13 protein-coding genes are annotated in these 16881 nt (G+C 44.3%); 7 read left to right on the forward strand and 6 right to left on the reverse strand.

The window, feature by feature from the left end; translation table 11 throughout:
* Positions 1-148: 148 nt before the first annotated feature.
* A complete protein-coding gene (locus AC59JT_RS09210) occupies positions 149-2761 on the reverse strand; it encodes a TonB-dependent receptor (RefSeq protein WP_497398014.1) in 2613 nt (870 codons plus the stop codon).
* A gap of 444 nt (positions 2762-3205) precedes the next feature.
* On the opposite strand from AC59JT_RS09210, the gene proB reads away from it, so the two are divergent.
* The 6 genes from proB (at position 3206) to AC59JT_RS09240 (ending at position 11616) form a co-directional block, all read left to right on the forward strand.
* Positions 3206-4288, forward strand: coding sequence for a glutamate 5-kinase (gene proB, locus AC59JT_RS09215; protein WP_497398016.1), 1083 nt, complete (start codon positions 3206-3208; stop codon positions 4286-4288).
* Between the two features lie 4 nt (positions 4289-4292).
* Positions 4293-5537: a glutamate-5-semialdehyde dehydrogenase gene (locus tag AC59JT_RS09220; protein WP_497398018.1), complete on the forward strand. Its 1245-nt coding sequence runs from the start codon at positions 4293-4295 to the stop codon at positions 5535-5537.
* A gap of 132 nt (positions 5538-5669) precedes the next feature.
* Entirely contained in the window at positions 5670-7037 is a 1368-nt protein-coding gene (locus AC59JT_RS09225) for an NAD-dependent succinate-semialdehyde dehydrogenase (protein ID WP_497398020.1), read from the forward strand.
* Between the two features lie 439 nt (positions 7038-7476).
* Positions 7477-8565, forward strand: a complete 1089-nt coding sequence (mnmA, locus tag AC59JT_RS09230; protein ID WP_497398022.1) for a tRNA 2-thiouridine(34) synthase MnmA — start codon at positions 7477-7479, stop codon at positions 8563-8565.
* A gap of 221 nt (positions 8566-8786) precedes the next feature.
* The gene (gene topA / locus AC59JT_RS09235) at positions 8787-11129 is read left to right on the forward strand and encodes a type I DNA topoisomerase (protein ID WP_497398024.1); all 2343 of its coding nucleotides are present in this window, start codon (positions 8787-8789) and stop codon (positions 11127-11129) included.
* Positions 11130-11211: 82 nt separating this feature from the next.
* The gene (locus AC59JT_RS09240; RefSeq protein ID WP_497398026.1) at positions 11212-11616 is read left to right on the forward strand and encodes a hypothetical protein; all 405 of its coding nucleotides are present in this window, start codon (positions 11212-11214) and stop codon (positions 11614-11616) included.
* A 2-nt stretch (positions 11617-11618) separates the two neighbouring features.
* Here AC59JT_RS09240 and AC59JT_RS09245 read toward each other — a convergent pair whose 3' ends face one another.
* Complete coding sequence (locus AC59JT_RS09245; protein WP_497398028.1) at positions 11619-11888, reverse strand: hypothetical protein; 270 nt, start codon at positions 11886-11888, stop codon at positions 11619-11621.
* A 22-nt stretch (positions 11889-11910) separates the two neighbouring features.
* Positions 11911-12636: an RluA family pseudouridine synthase gene (locus AC59JT_RS09250; RefSeq protein WP_497398030.1), complete on the reverse strand. Its 726-nt coding sequence runs from the start codon at positions 12634-12636 to the stop codon at positions 11911-11913.
* 140 nt (positions 12637-12776) lie between these two features.
* Between AC59JT_RS09250 and AC59JT_RS09255 the strand changes: the two genes are divergently transcribed.
* A complete protein-coding gene (locus AC59JT_RS09255) occupies positions 12777-13301 on the forward strand; it encodes a hypothetical protein (protein WP_497398032.1) in 525 nt (174 codons plus the stop codon).
* 50 nt (positions 13302-13351) lie between these two features.
* Here AC59JT_RS09255 and AC59JT_RS09260 read toward each other — a convergent pair whose 3' ends face one another.
* The 3 genes from AC59JT_RS09260 to gatB all read right to left on the reverse strand — a co-directional run bounded on the left by AC59JT_RS09260 (position 13352) and on the right by gatB (position 16737).
* Positions 13352-14041, reverse strand: coding sequence for a response regulator transcription factor (locus AC59JT_RS09260; protein ID WP_497398034.1), 690 nt, complete (start codon positions 14039-14041; stop codon positions 13352-13354).
* A 99-nt stretch (positions 14042-14140) separates the two neighbouring features.
* Positions 14141-15271 (reverse strand): redoxin domain-containing protein, encoded by a 1131-nt coding sequence (locus AC59JT_RS09265; RefSeq protein ID WP_497398036.1) that lies wholly within the window; start codon positions 15269-15271, stop codon positions 14141-14143.
* Positions 15268-16737 carry an Asp-tRNA(Asn)/Glu-tRNA(Gln) amidotransferase subunit GatB gene (gene gatB / locus AC59JT_RS09270; RefSeq protein ID WP_497398038.1) on the reverse strand — a complete coding sequence of 490 codons (1470 nt, stop codon included), beginning with the start codon at positions 16735-16737 and terminating at the stop codon, positions 15268-15270. Before gatB ends, AC59JT_RS09265 begins: the two co-directional genes overlap by 4 nt.
* Positions 16738-16881 lie beyond the last annotated feature (144 nt).

The following is a 16881-nucleotide window of genomic DNA, read 5'->3' on the forward strand; positions in this document are numbered from 1 at the left end:
ATCAAAATGTCATTAATAGCCCCCGTTTGTTCAAGCATCCACACCTGAACACAAAAAATTTTAACCGTCCACGCTTACACGCAAAAAAAAGCGGGCCGGCAACTGCCGAACCCGCTTTCACTATAAATCAACCTAAAGAAAAATCTTTTTATAAAGTATAACGTAAGGTTACACCCAGTGTACGTTGGTCGCCCAATACACCTGCGTAGTGACCCGCGTTACCACCTGCGGGTAGCAACTGCTCAAAATAGTTTTGGTTAAGCAGGTTGCGGCTCCAAATATAGGCACCAAAACCGTGTACTGCTTTAAAGCCTAAACGTGCGTTAAGCAAGCCGTAACCGGCAATGTTTAAGTAAGCCGAAGGCGAAGCGCTTGATGAGAATGATGAACGGAAAGAACCATCAACCGCCAGGAAAAATTTTGACGCCGGGTTGTTTAAAAACTTAGCATCGGTAGCAAACTCGCCGCCTAATGAGCCGGCCCATTTTGATACCCCCGGAAGTACACCACCCGAGATGTCTTTAAACGGAGGCAACAAACCGGTTTCTTCTAACGGAAGCGGCGCGTTGGTAAACTTCACGTATTTGGCATCGGTGTAAGCAACGTTACCATAGAAGGTAAAGTTTTGATCAACGCGGTAGTTACCATCTAACTCTGCACCTTTTACGTTTACTTTTTCGGCATTGGCAATGTAACCACGGTTCACGGTCAAATCGGCCGATTGAACATTGGTTTGGTAGTTGTCTATATCAGAATTATGGAAAGTTAAATTCAATATCAGGTTGGTAATTGGGGTACTTTTAAAACCTAACTCATAATGACGTGTTTTTTCAGGTTTGATAACCGCGTAATCCAATATAGTTTTACCGGCTTCAGGCGATGGCAAACCGGCTACGTTTACACCTACCGGCTTGTAGCTGGTTGAGTAGGTAGCAAAAACGTTAAGTCTGCTATCCGGGCGATAAGCCGCGGTTATAGAATAGGTAAAGTTCTTCTCGTCGGTGTTAGTAGTATAGTTTTGGCTGCTGTATACACCATTTTTAATTTTCACCAATTCGGCTTTAACCGCTGGGCTGTAAGCACTGTTGGCTATATCTAAACCGCCTCTGGCCTGACGATCATAAAACACATCTTTTTTATCATAGTTGATACGTACACCAGGTACAATGTGGAAGCCTTTGGCAAACTCGTAATCAACACTGGCAAATGCCGCGGCACTTTTTGATTTGATGGACGCGTTAGTATAAATACCGTAACCTTCTAACAAGCCCGGAGTAGCCCAAAGCTGATCATTAGTAGTACCCGGAGTGTTAGCATTATTACCTGTTGAGCTTTTTGAGAAACGTGCTTGTGCAGCGCCTGATTCCTCGGTACCGGTGATTTTCACTTCCTGGTCAAGGTAAAATAAACCTACCACGCCGCTTAAACGTTTTGAAAATTCGCCGGCGTAGCGTACCTCTTGCGACCAGTTTTTATGCTTGGCCGGGTTTTGTGACTTGGCCAGTACAGGTAAGCCGGTAAAATCACGGTCGTTTGATGGGTCCCAGTTCCAATAACGGTATGCTGTAGTTGAGGTTAATGTTCCCGGGCCAATTTTAAAATCGCCGTTTAAGGAAAGGCCACCTAATTGGTTGCCTGATCTCCACGGCGTGTCATGATCTATTTTACGATCGAAAGCATTCAGGCTTGGCAGCGAGTAACCCAGATCGGCAATAATAGCGTTAAACTGGCGATATGCTGCACGTTTAGTAGGCGCAACACCTGCAACTACCTGGGCGTAACCGTCGGGCTTTTGATCAGATACATCACCCGATAAAGTAATGGCTATATCCTGCGTAGGCTGAAATAACAATTGTGCACGTAAACCTAAGTTATTTACATCGTTAGTAGCACGGCCGGTGCGTACGTTATCAACCAAACCATCGCGCTGCGTACCCGAAAATGAAACACGTGCAGCCAAAGTTTTGCTTAACGGCCCGGTTACCGAAGCTTTAGCTTGTATGTAACCAAAATTACCAAAGCTGCTCTCTAAAGCTAAACCCGGGGTAAAGCTGGCTTTGCGGGTAGTAATGTTGAAGGCGCCCGCAGCCGTATTTTTACCAAACAAGGTACCTTGAGGGCCCCGTAATACTTCAATGCTTTCTACATCGATAAAGTCAAGTGTAGCGGCAGCAGGGCGAGCGTAGTAAACACCATCTACATAAAAACCAACACCCGGATCCAAACCATCGTTAGTTAAACCAAACGGTGAACCAATACCACGAATGTTTATACCGGTATTACGCGGGTTTGAAGTGTACAATTGCAGCGATGGTACAAACTGCTTCACCAGGTTTACGTTAAACGCGCCGGCCTCGTCAATTTGCTTACCACCTACTACCGATACCGGGATAGGCACGTCCTGCAAGGCCTCGCGGCGGCGGCGCGATGTTACCACGATCTCGGCCAACTGGTCGTCTTCAACCAGGGTTAGTTCTATCGGGGCATCTTTAAATTCTAATATCTGAAAATCCTGTGGCTTATAGCCTACAGAACGTATTTGGATATAAAACGGCGGTTGTTGTTTTGGGTCTATGCTAAATTTGCCTTCATCATCGGCGCTTACAGCTATTGAGGTTCCCCTAACCAGCACGGTTGCACGTGGCAGCGGCTCGCCTTTTGAATTTTTCACAGTACCGGTCAGTTTATTTTGCGCGTAAGCCGGCGCGCTTATGAATAAGGTTAATAGTAAAAGTTTTACCGTATAGGATACAAGTTTCATTGTCAAATAATGTGTAGGATGTTGAGTAAAATATTTTAAAGATTGAATAATGAGATGGTGTTGTTCAGCAACAACAGCAGGCAAGGCTTTGCATTAGTGGAGCGGTGATCTGTTTTAAAGTATACATAATATGTATTGTCTATAGAATTACTAGACAAAAGTAAATAAATAAATCAAACCACAAGTTTTTTTTGAAAATAATTTGTGGAGGGGCTTTTCTAACGGTTTCAAGATAGGCGAAGAATCATTAATAATTCTTCATTTTTATATCATAATAAATCAAAAACAATTAGAATAATTCATTTTTTGTCTTTCTACGCCCGTTACCCTACTATACAAGGGTCAAAATCTGCCACTTTTACTATATTTCATTTAATTTCTATCAAAAACATAGCAAAACCAGTAATTTTTATGATATTTATGGCGATTTTAATATCGTTTCTAATGTCATTCAACTACAAGCGGATAGTCATCAAAATTGGTTCGAACGTGTTAACGCAGACCAATGGTCTCCCCGATCAGCAGCGGATTAGCGCTTTGGTGGAGCAAATGGTGGCTATTAAAAATCGGGGTATTGAGGTAATTCTGGTATCCTCGGGCGCGGTTGCAGCAGGGCGGAGTTTGATCACCGTGTCTGATAAATACGATGCCATTGCCGCCCGCCAGTTGCTGGCCTCTATCGGGCAGGTAAAGCTCATTAATATATATGCTCAGCTGTTTGAACAGCATGATATGCTATGTTCGCAGGTGCTGGTTACTACGGAAGATTTCAAGGGCCGCCAGCACTACCTCAACATGAAAAACTGTTTAGAGATATTGCTGCAACACAATGTTATCCCGATTGTAAACGAGAACGACGTAGTATCCGTGACAGAATTAATGTTTACCGATAACGACGAACTGGCCGGCTTAATGGCATCTATGCTGAACGCCCAGGCTTTGGTTATTCTAACTAACGTTGATGGTATTTATGACGGCCCGCCGAATGAGGCCGGTTCTGCTCTGATAGAAGAGGTGAATGATAATGGTATTGATTTCGCCTCGTTTGTAAGCACAGGTAAATCTCAATTTGGCCGTGGCGGGATGATCACCAAATCAACCATGGCACAAAAAACTGCACGACTGGGCATCGCCGTGCATATCGCCAACGGCACTATAGACAATATATTAACAGACGTTTTATCCGGCGAAGCCCGACATACGCGCTTTGTACCGGTAAAAACGGCTTCGGATAAAAAGAAATGGATAGCGCACTCCGAGAAATCGGCCACTGGTGTGGTGCAGGTTAACGCGGGGGCCAAACTGGCGCTTACTTCTAACGGTAAAGCTATTAGTTTGCTGCCGGTTGGTGTAACCGATGTATTGTCGGATTTTAAAAAGGGCGAGATCATTAAACTGGTGGATGATAACCAACACCTCATCGGCCTCGGCATAGCCGAATACGGTGCAGACAAAGCCAAAGAAACCATCGGCCAAAAAAACCAGAAACCGCTGGTGCACTATGATTACCTTTATTTACTAGGCTAACGCGATGAACTATAATACCTACTTTGAGAACGCCCAACTGGCAGGCCGGAATTTCAACCTCGCTCCTGCTACCATAAACCAGATTTTGACAGATCTGGCCACCGAAGCCATCGTGCAAACCGCTTACCTGCTTCAGGAAAACCAGAAAGACCTGGAGCGCATGGATAGCAACAATCCAAATTACGACCGCTTAAAACTAACCGAAGTACGGATACAGGATATCGCTAAGGATATCGTCAATGTTTCTCGTCTGGAAAATCCGCTGGGCCATATTCTGTCTGATAAAACATTACCTAACGGTTTACAGGTATCTAAAGTTAGCGTGCCACTAGGTGTGGTAGGTGTTATTTACGAGGCGAGGCCGAATGTTACGTTCGATGTTTTCGCCTTGTGTTTTAAAACCGGCAACATCTGCATATTAAAAGGCGGCAGCGATGCTGATTTTTCTAATCGCGCCATTATAGCCATTATTCACAACGTGCTGCAAAAGCATGATATTGATGTCAACGTAGCACTATTGCTCCCTAAAGAACGCGACGCCGCTGAGGCTTTGATGCAGGCTGTTGGTTATGTGGATGTGATCATTCCGCGCGGCAGCCAAGGCCTGATAAACAGCGTGCGCCAAAATAGCAAGGTGCCTGTAATTGAAACCGGTGCGGGTATTGTGCATACTTATGTGGATGAATCGGCGGATTTGAAGATTGCGACGGATGTGATCTTTAACTCTAAAACACGTCGCGTAAGTGTCTGTAATGCATTGGATTGTGCTATTTTTCATTCGGCAAGATTAAGCGATCTGATCGCGATAGCAAAACCATTGGGTGACGCCGGTGTAACTGTTTATGCTGATGAAGCGGCCTATACATCATTGACAGGCAACTACCCTGTTGAACTGCTACACCCCGCCAACGCCGACCATTTTGGTACCGAGTTTTTATCGATGAAAATGGCCATCAAAACGGTGGATACTTTTGAGCAGGCATTACACCACATTGCCGCTCACAGCTCGAAACACAGCGAGGCCATCATTACAGAAAACGCCGCCAATGCCGAAACTTTTTTAAACCGGGTTGACGCGGCAGCCGTTTACTGGAATACATCCACTGCCTTTACTGACGGTGCCCAGTTTGGCCTTGGTGCCGAAATTGGCATCAGTACCCAAAAGCTCCATGCCCGCGGCCCTATGGGTTTGCAGGAATTGACCAGCTACAAATGGCTGATACGCGGCAATGGGCAGGTGCGCGCTTAATTATTGAACCTTTACTTTTCCACTTATAAACCAAACCAGCCCTTCCGTACCAATCGGAAGGGCATTTTTTGTTAGGCTGTAGCCGAAAAAATTTCCGTATAATGTATTATTATTATCCAAACGCATTTTGTTATGGACATCATCGCAATAAATCCCGCCAACGGCGAAACTATTGGTAAATACAAAGCACACTCGGGCAAACAGGCCGCTAAAAAAATTGAGCAAACTCATGAGGCCTGGCTAAAGTGGAGACACACGCCGCACAGTGAACGCAGCAAGCGCCTGTTAAAAATGAGCAAAGTATTGCTCAGCCAAAAGCAGGAACTGGCGCACCTCATGGCACTCGAGATGGGCAAACCCATCCAACAAGGCGTAGCCGAAATTGAAAAGTGCGCTTCTGTATGTGATTACTATGCTAAAAACGCAACTATCTTTTTAAAAGATCAATTGATACAAACCGAGGCCAGCAAAAGCTTCGTCACTTTTAAGCCCATTGGCGTGGTACTGGCCATTATGCCCTGGAACTTTCCGTTTTGGCAGGTGTTTCGCTTTTTGGCACCGGCATTAGCCGCGGGTAACTGCGGAGTTTTAAAACATGCCAGCAATGTGCCGGGCTGCGCGCTGGCTATTCAAAAAATAGTGGAAGATTCCGGGTTCCCCGAAAATGTATTTCAAACGCTGTTAGTGGGCAGCGATAAGATCAATAAGGTTATCGAACATCCGCTGGTTAAGGCGGTAACCCTTACCGGCAGTACCAACGCCGGTCGAAAGGTAGCCGAAAAAGCAGGTTCGCTCATCAAAAAAACAGTGTTAGAACTGGGCGGCAGCGATGCCTACGTAATACTGGAAGATGCCGACCTGGAGCTGGCCGCCGAAACCTGCGTAAACAGTAGACTGATCAATGCCGGGCAAAGCTGTATTGCGGCCAAAAGGTTTATTGTGGTTAAATCAGTTGAGAAACAGTTTACAGAACTCTTTCTCCAAAAAATGAAAGCCAAAAAAATGGGCGATCCGTTGGATGCGGCTACAGAGATCGGCCCGCAGGCACGGGTTGATTTGCGGGATGAATTGCATAAGCAGGTGAAGCAATCTGTTAAAAAAGGAGCCAAATGTATTTTGGGTGGCGAGGTGCCTAAAGGTGATAATGCCTTTTATCCGCCTACCATCCTTACCAAAGTAAAGAAAGGCATGCCGGCTTATGATGAAGAACTGTTCGGTCCGGTGGCGGCTATTATTTCTGCGAAGGACGAGGCCCAGGCTTTGGCCATGGCCAACGATAGTATTTTCGGTTTAGGCGCAGCCGTGTTCACCCAAAACAAGAAGAGGGGAGAGTTTATCGCGGCTACGGAATTGGACGCCGGTGCCTGTTTCGTCAATTCATTGGTGAAGTCTGATCCGCGTTTGCCGTTTGGAGGTATCAAAGAATCGGGCTATGGGCGAGAGTTGGGCATGTTCGGGATACATGAGTTTATGAATATTAAGACGGTTTATGTGGCGTGAGAAAATACGAACCCTTTAAGATACGGAACGGCCCGGCCCTGTAAGGGCCAAAGCTCGGTAGCTCATTACCATATTATAGATAGCGTGTGCCGTAGGTACACAACCTATCAAATGGGGTTTCGCACCTACGGAGCGAAATTGCTTTTCTCATGGTGTTTCTACCAAGCTTTTGCTCCTAACGGAACAATTTGGGGTGTTCAATTCAGTAATTATTCATTTATTAAATATTTATTATTCAGGCTTGATACAACGCTTGTTAAAAGTACAATAACTTCATATAAAATACATAAGTATTTGATATACAATATATGTTTCTTTTAAAGAAAATACCTCTTAAGAACAATTTTCACATACTTTCACCCTTCCAACACGCCTTTTTACCATCTGCTGACCAAGCCTTTATCAACATAAAAAGCAAAGCCGTATCTTTGCAGCCATTATGAGTAAACACGGAAGGATATTAGTGGCAATGAGCGGTGGCGTTGATAGTTCGGTAGCAGCAGTGATGCTGCATGAGCAGGGCTATGAGGTTATCGGCCTTACCATGAAAACGTGGGACTATGCCTCAGCCGGTGGTAGCTCGAAAGAAACCGGTTGCTGCAGCCTTGATAGTATTAACGATGCCCGCGCGCTGGCAGTTGGTTATGGCTTCCCCCACTACATTCTGGATATCCGTAACGAGTTTGGCGATTACGTGATCGACAACTTTGTTGACGAATACCTGGCCGGCCGCACTCCTAACCCATGCGTGCTTTGCAACACCCATATTAAATGGGACGCACTTTTAAAACGCGCCAATAAACTGGATTGCGAATTTATAGCAACAGGACATTACGCCAATATCCGTTTACAGGATAATGGCCGTTACGTTATATCAAAAGGTAAAGACGAAAATAAAGACCAGTCGTATGTACTGTGGGGTGTTTCGCAGCAAAACCTGGCACGTACCAAATTCCCGTTAGGTAGTTTTTCGAAACCCGAGATCCGCCAGATGGCGCTTGATATGGGCCAGATTGAACTAGCAGGTAAAAGCGAGAGCTACGAAATATGCTTTGTACCGGATAACGACTACAGAGCCTTTTTAAGACACAAAGTAGAAGATCTGGATACACGCATAGGCCCGGGCGACTTTAAGCTCACAGACGGCACCGTAGTGGGCAAACACCAGGGATATCCTTTCTACACTATCGGTCAGCGTCGTGGTTTGGGCATTGCTTTGGGGCAGCCTATGTTTGTTACTCATATCGACGCGCATACCAATACCGTTGTTTTAGGTACCGAAACCGAACTGCAACGCAAACAGGCCTGGGTTAAAAATCTGAACCTGATCAAATACGAAAGCATAAAAGAACCCATTAACGCCATTACCAAAGTACGTTATAAAGATGCCGGCACCGAAAGCAGCATTGTACAAATGGGCGAACACATGAAGGTTGACTTTACCCACATGGTATCGGGCATAGCGCCGGGCCAGTCGGCTGTGTTTTATGAGGGTAATGATCTTTTGGGTGGCGGCTTCCTGATGTGATATTGTTGTTGTAAGGTTGTAAAGTTGAAAGGTTTGAATGTTGCCTTGTGAACTTTAGGTGTGAGAGCTTTCTTAAAGTTTTGATGTCGGTATTCAGCCTTAAAACCTTTCAACCTTTCAACTTTACAACCTTCCAACTTTACAACAACCACCAAACAATCCTAATTAAAAGTTTGTGTTTCGCATACTTTATCCTTTATTTGCAAAAAAACACAGACTAGATGGCTAAAAATTTATTGATAGTAGAATCTCCGGCGAAAGCAAAAACCATTGAAGGATACCTGGGTAAAGATTTCACCGTGAAGTCGAGTTACGGCCATATTCGTGATCTGGTTAAGTCGGAAGACGCTATTGATATAGCTAATAATTTTCAACAAAAATATGAGGTACCTGCGGATAAGAAGCAGGTAGTTAGCGAGTTAAAGAAATTAGCTAAAGAAGCCGAAACGGTATGGCTCGCATCCGATGAGGACCGCGAGGGAGAAGCCATATCATGGCACTTATTTGATACTTTAAATTTAAAGGAAGCCAATACCAAGCGTATCGTATTTCACGAAATAACCAAGCCGGCTATTATGGCGGCAATTGAAAACCCGCGTCAAATAAACTATAACCTGGTAAATGCGCAACAGGCACGCAGGGTATTAGACAGGCTGGTGGGCTTTGAGCTTTCACCAGTTTTGTGGAAGAAGGTTAAACCATCCTTATCGGCCGGCCGTGTACAATCCGTAGCTGTACGTATTATTGTTGAGCGTGAGCGCGAGATCAATAAATTCCAATCAGAAGCAGCATTTAAGATCGTCGCTATCTTCGGTAGCGGCAGACAAGCTTTTAAAGCTGAACTGGCCGAGCGTTATAGTAAACAGGAAGACGCCGAGAAGTTTTTACAGGATTGTATTGGTGCCGATTTTAACGTTAATTCGTTAGATACCAGGCCAACCAAACGCTCACCTGCAGCACCGTTTACTACCTCAACCCTGCAACAGGAGGCTAGCCGCAAGCTGGGTTACTCTGTATCGCGTACGATGCAGATAGCACAGAAGCTATACGAATCGGGCCACATCACCTACATGCGTACCGACTCTGTTAATTTATCTGACACGGCTTTAAATGCTGCTACACAGGAAATTATATCTGCCTACGGCACGCAGTATCATCAACAAAGAAAATATAAAACCAAAAGCGCAGGCGCACAAGAGGCTCACGAGGCCATACGCCCTACTTACTTTAATAACCATTCGGTAAGCGGTGAAAGTGCGGAAACACGCTTATATGAATTGATCTGGAAACGCGCTATCGCTTCGCAAATGAGTGAAGCCCAGTTTGAGAAAACTACCGCTAAGATCGGCATATCAACCCGTAAAGAGGAACTGACCGCTAATGGTGAAGTAATGAAGTTTGACGGCTTCCTGAAAGTATACCTTGAATCAAACGATGACGAGGAAGATACGCAACAGGATGACGACAACGCGATGCTGCCGCCACTAAGCAAAGGGCAGCAACTCGACTTGCAGGAAATGAGCGCTACCGAGCGTTTCTCTCGTCCACCGGCGCGTTATACCGAGGCCAGTTTGGTAAAGAAATTAGAGGAGCTGGGTATAGGCCGACCATCAACCTATGCCCCTACCATATCTACCATACAAAACCGTGGTTATGTAGTTAAAGAAGAACGCGAAGGCAGGCAACGTAACTTCCGCGTATTGACACTTAAACAAGGCACCGTTACCAAAGAACAACGTACTGAAAACACAGGTGCCGAGCGTGGTAAATTATCTCCTACTGATATTGGTTCGGTAGTGAATGATTTCCTGGTGCAGCACTTCCAGGGTATTGTTGATTTTAACTTCACCGCCAAGGTGGAGAAACAGTTTGACGAGATAGCCCAGGGTTTGGAAGAATGGACGCATATGATCAGCAATTTCTACGCGCCGTTTCACCAGGATGTAGAGAACACTATTCAAACAGCTGATAAAGCTACCGGCGAACGCGAGCTGGGTATCCACCCGGAAAGTGGCGAGAAGATATCAGTACGTATCGGTCGTTACGGTCCGTTTGTACAGATAGGCGAGAACGCGAGCGACGACAATAAGGATTATAAGCCACAGTACGCCAGTTTACGTACAGGCCAAAGCATAGAGACCATCTCGTTAGAAGAGGCCTTAGAACTGTTTAAATTGCCTAAAAACGTAGGCGAATATGAAGGCAAGGTAATGAAAGTGGCCATAGGCCGTTTCGGACCTTATATCAGCCACAACAGTGCATTCGTATCATTACCAAAAGAAATAGACCCACTGGATGTTACCGAAGAACAGGCTATTGAACTGATATTAGCCAAACGTAAAAAGGATGCTGAAAAGCTGATCAAAAGCTTTGACGAGGATCCTGCTGTTAAAGTACTGAATGGCCGTTGGGGCCCGTATATTGAGTTTGGCAAGCAAAACGTTAAAATACCAAAAGACATAACCGACCCTACCACCCTAACTTACGCCCAGTGCAAGGCTCTAGCCGATGCTGAAGCCAAAGCGCCTAAAAAAGGTGGTAAGAAGTTTGCTAAGAAGAAGTAATTGGCGTTTAAAGGTTGTAATGTTGGAAAGTTGTAACGTTAACTTTGCAACATTACAACCTTTCAACTTTACAACAACAACCATGATAAAAGACCTCCCCGATAACGAAGTAAAGGATATAGCTGTTGCAGTGGCGCTTGAGGGCGAGGGGCCGGAGAGCAAAACGTGGTATGTTTATTTGATCAATCTAAAAAAGGAGGTGATCGAAAACGTAATGATCACTTCAAAGGGTTATGGCGATAAAGATGGCGAACAGGTTAAAACCTCTACACTTCGCCACATGTTTCCGTTGGTAGAACCAGGCACGACAAAGGTTATTGAGCCTATTGATGAGCAAACTTTTGGTTTAACCAACGAATACTGGGTAAGCTATTACATTGGCACACAGATATACGACAAGAAATTCATCTTCCTGCCTGAGAGTATTGTGGAATCTAATTTTATTAAGCTACCGGTGGTGAATAAGCCGGGGGTGATGATTCGGTAACACTATTTCATGTATTTCATATACTTATACAAATCCAATAACAAAACGTCATTTTCATAGATAGTTATATCGTAATTACCTTTTGATTCAGGACATAGTTGGATGCCACCACCACCGCCTAAAATGGCCCAGTTAAATGGCGAATCACATTGTGCTACAAATTTTAAAGTAGTTTTAGGACTTACCATAAAAAGTATAGGTTCAGGTTCTAGTTGCACCGTATATGGCTCCTCCTTATCATGACAGAGAAATTCGATTACCGCTTCTGGCATTTCCTGTTACTTTTTACGTAAATCAACTATCAAACTTCTCCAACAACTTCAACAGCGTTTCAAAGTCTTTAGGATATGGGGCATGAATGCTGAGTTCTGCGCCGTCCAATTTTTTAAATGTTACCTGATACGCGTGCAGGGCAAAACGCTTCATGATGGGCAGCTCTTCCTGATCCTTGCCCAAACGATACTTACGCTTGATCTCTGACAGGTAAACCGGCTTACCTTTATACATTTCATCGCCCGCTATTGACGCACGCTGTGTAGCTAAATGTATACGAATTTGGTGCATGCGCCCGGTAACCGGCCTGCACTCCACCAAAGTATAATGCTTAAAAAACTTTAATGATTGAAACCAGGTCTCGGCACGTTTGCCTTCCTGTCTACTGATAGTTACGCTGCCTTTGCCTACGTTTAGTATCGGCAGATCAACAAACAGGTTATCAAAAACATGGGTGCCATCAATAACCGCGTGGTACACTTTATTTACCTGCCGACGCTCAAACTGCATGGATACTGTACGATATGCTTCCGGATTTTTAGCTATAATCAAGGCACCCGAAGTTTCTTTATCCAATCGGTGGCATATCTGCGCGTCGTCGCTGTAGGCCTTGGCCATACGTAATATGCTTATCTCGCTGCTGCCCTCTCCCCGCTCATCAAGCGAGCTGATAAAGGCCGGCTTGTTTATCACGATCAGGTCGTCGTCTTCAAATAATATCAGGTCAGTAAACTTGGGTATTTTCATGTGGCTGCAAAAATACGGTTAATTTCAAGACTTACGAAGTTTCTAAAACTTCGTAAGTCTGCGCGTTGTAAAACAAACCACAATTGGCGTGGTTATTGTATTTCAAAAAACATCTATTAACTACCTAAAATAAAAACATAATGAGTACTAACGCAGACAGACCCGAAGAAAAAGGCTTTTTCGAAAGGGTTAAAGAAACAATAGAGGAACTTTGGGAAGGCACTAAAGAAACCGCCGAAGATGTTAAGGAAACCGTAGAAGAAAAATACGAGGACCTGACCAAAAAAGCAGCTCCTGCAAAACGCACCGTAGCTAAAAAGGCTACAGCTGCCAAAAACACTGTAAAAAAAGCGGCCGTATCCGCGACAGCAAAAACTAAAGCTGCTGTAAAGGATGCTACTGTAAAAGCCAAAGCAACCGTTAAGGAAGCTAAAACAAAAGCTACCGAGGTAAAGTCCAAAGCTGATAAACAGGTGAAGGACATTGCTGCTAAAGCGAAAACTGAAGCTAAGGAAGTAAAAGCTAAAGCCGAAACAAAAGCCAAAGCAGTTACCGATAAAGCTAAAACTGAAGTCGCGGCAGCAAAAAAAGCAACTGCGCCAAGAGCTACAGCCACTAAAGCTAAGAGCACGGCTACAAAAACAAAACGTAAGCCTTTGCTGTAATGCCTAATGGCTTATAACAAAAAGGCCCCGATAAATCGGGGCCTTTTTGGTTATGCTTCAAATTTATAACCTACGCCTTTTACGGTAGATATGATATCGTCGCCCAGTTTCTCGCGTACTTTACGGATGTGTACGTCGATGGTACGATTGGTTACCACTACCGAGTCTTCCCAGATGTTTTTCAGGATAACTTCGCGGGTGTATACTTTGCCGGGTTTTGAGGCCAGCAGGTAAAGTAATTCAAATTCTTTTTTTGCTAAAACTACTTTCTCGCCATTTTTGTAAACCAGGTAGGCTTCGCGGTCAATCACCAGGTCGCCTATTTCCAGTTTATTGTCGATAACTTCTTCGGCAGGGGCATTTCTGCGTAGTATCGCGTTTATACGGCTAACCAATGCGCGTGGCTTAATAGGTTTGGCAATGTAATCATCCGCACCTACATTAAAGCCTGCAATTTCTGAATACTCTTCGCTGCGTGCAGTTAAGAATACCATAAAAGTGCTTTTAAACTCGGGCATAGTGCGCATAATCCGACAAGCCTCGATGCCATCCATTTTAGGCATCATAATATCGAGTACGATCAGATCAGGTAATGAGCGTTTAGCTTCGGCAACGGCTTCTTGGCCATTGCGGGCCAAAAACACCTGGTAACCTTCTTTTTTAAGGTTATATTCAATAAGCTCTAAGATATCGGGTTCGTCATCAACGATCAATATTTTCTGTTTAGCAGTGGTGCTCATGGATAATGTGATTTTTATGCTGTAAAAGTATACGCTTAATGAAAGCTTACAGTTACGCCAATATTAACAAATTGTTAAATATCACATTATTTTAACATACTATTGAATCTTATTAAACGTTTTGTTTAAAAAAGCTTCAAGATCAGCACCAGTCACATTTTTGGCTACAATAACGCCCTGAGGGTCAATTATGAAGTTTGACGGGATAGCCAAAATATGGTACAACGACTCGGTTGGCCCTTCAAAACGTTTCAGATCCGAACCATGCGCCCAGGTTAATTTATCGTCGACTACGGCTTTTTCCCAAGCGCCTTTTTCCGAATCCAGCGAAATACCCAGGATATTAAAACCTTTGTCTTTGTACAGGTTGTATTGCTTAACCACGTTCGGGTTTTCGGCACGGCAAGGGCCACACCATGATGCCCAGAAATCCAGCATTACATATTTGCCTTTATAGTCTGATAGTTTAATAGCTTTACCATCAATGCCTGCAATATCAAAATCAGGCGCTTTATGACCGATAGAGATAGGTTTAGCTATCAGCATTTGCTGCACAAAGCGGGTTACCGAAGGATTTCCTTTAAAATACTCTTTGCTGTTCAAAACATCGCCGTAAGCAACCATGTCTTTTTCAAAACGCATAGGATCAAGCGTGCTTACGCCATAAAAAGCGGCCAGTGATGATTCATTTTTCTTAGCAAAATCTAAAATGGCGTTGCCGGATTCAGTTAAGTTTTTAAGGTATCCCGGCATCAGTACTTTCATCAACGAATCAGATTGTTTGCCTGTTCGCTGTACAAACTCCTGGTATTTTGCAACTATCTGGTTGTTTTTCTCTACGTAGATGTTTGTGATCTTGTTTAGCTCTTTTAATTTTTCAGATTCATCCGAACCCTTTACTTCATAAACATGGGCTTTATCATTCAGATCGGTACTAAACTCAACCTCCTCGCCATTTTGTACGATCAGGTCGAAGCCACTCTCCCCTATGCGTAATTTATACAGGTTAGCGTAAGGTGTAGCGCGTTTAAATTGAAACTTGCCATCTTCGCTTAGGTTTGACGAGTCTACAGCCACTACCTGCGTGGTATCAGCCTGCAATAAGTATATTTTTGTTACCTGGCCCGGGTTTTTAACCGTTCCGTTAATAGTGAAATCTGTTTTGCTTTTGCATGATGCTGTTAACAAAGCCAGCGCACCTAGGCCGTAAATTACTGAACGTATTCTCATTTTGATTCTTCTAATGCTTTAATTAATATCTGGTTTGTTTTCTGCGGATCGATCTTGCCTTTTGAAAGCTTCATTACTTCGCCCATAAACAAACCCAAAACGCCTTTTTTACCTTTTTGGTATTCTTTTACCTTGTCAGGAAATTTTGCTATAGCGGCTTTAATAAATTCGTCTACGTCGTTACCGTCCGCGGTGATCAACAGGTTCAGCTCTTTAGCTAACTCCTCTGCCGTTTTATCCGGCGACCTTAACAAGGCCGGAAACAACTTATGCCCCGCTACCGAGTTGTTGATAGCACCAGCATCCACCAATTTAATGATACCGGCCAGTTGCTCAGGCTGCAAATGCAGATCATTTAAGTGTGTACCGGTTTCGTTCAAATGCGATTTTACCGGGCCCATCAACAAGTGCGCAGCCGCTTTGTAGTTTTTGGTATGCTTTATCAGCTCTTCAAAATAAAAGGCAACCTCTTTGTCAGCGGTAATAACCGAGGCATCGTAATCTGACATACCCAGGTCAATATATTTTTTGTGCAACTCGTGCGGCAAGGCCGGCATCGATTGGCGGATGTTTGCTACGTAAGCCTCATCCAGCTTTAAAGGCATCAAATCAGGCTCGGGGAAATAGCGGTAATCGTTCGCCATTTCTTTTGAGCGCAGTACCGATGTTTCGCCGGTGTCGGCATTAAAGTTTAAAGTGTTTTGATCTATGTGACCGCCGGCTTCAATAACAGCAACCTGGCGCGCGAATTCATGCTCAATAGCACGTTGCACGTTACGGATAGAGTTGAGGTTCTTCACTTCACAGCGATTGCCATATTCGGTAGCGCCGCGCAGGCGTACAGATATGTTGGCATCGCAACGCATGCTGCCTTCTTCCATGTTACCGTCGCATACATCTAAATAACGCAGCAGCTTACGTAGTTCCGTCAAAAACTGACCGGCTTCTTCGGCGCTGCGCATATCCGGTTGGGATACAATCTCTATTAGTGGCACCCCTGCCCTGTTCAGGTCGATGAAAGAATCATCCGCATGGTTATCATGCATACTTTTGCCTGCATCATCTTCCATGTGGATGTGATGGATGGCCAGATCTTTGGTAGTTCCGTCGTGCAGTTTAACAGTAACGTAGCCGCCTAAACATACCGGGTGCTGATCTTGCGTGGTTTGAAACCCCTTGGGCAGATCGGCATAAAAGTAATTTTTGCGGGCGAAGCTATTATTAAGGTTGATGGTACAGTTACAGGCCAGGCCCATTTTAACGGCATACTCTACCATGCGTTTGTTCATACGCGGCAAAGTACCCGGATGGCCTAATGATATAGCACTTACGTGCGTATTTGGGTCGGCGCCAAATGTTGCAGAATCTGGTGAAAAAGACTTGCTTTGGGTTGATAGCTGGGCATGCACCTCAAGGCCAACAACCAATTCGTACTTTTCACTCATTTCGCCGGTAGTAGTACTCATAAGTATTAAAGGTCAACAATAAATTACGTCAACGGGAGCCAAATATATAAATTTCAGCTTAACCCCAGTAAAAACGTAGCTGTTAAAAAAAATCCTCTCCCGATTTTACGGAAGAGGAATATGATGAAGTTTTAGAGTGAGGTA

The organism is Mucilaginibacter sp. A3364, from assembly GCF_059690715.1.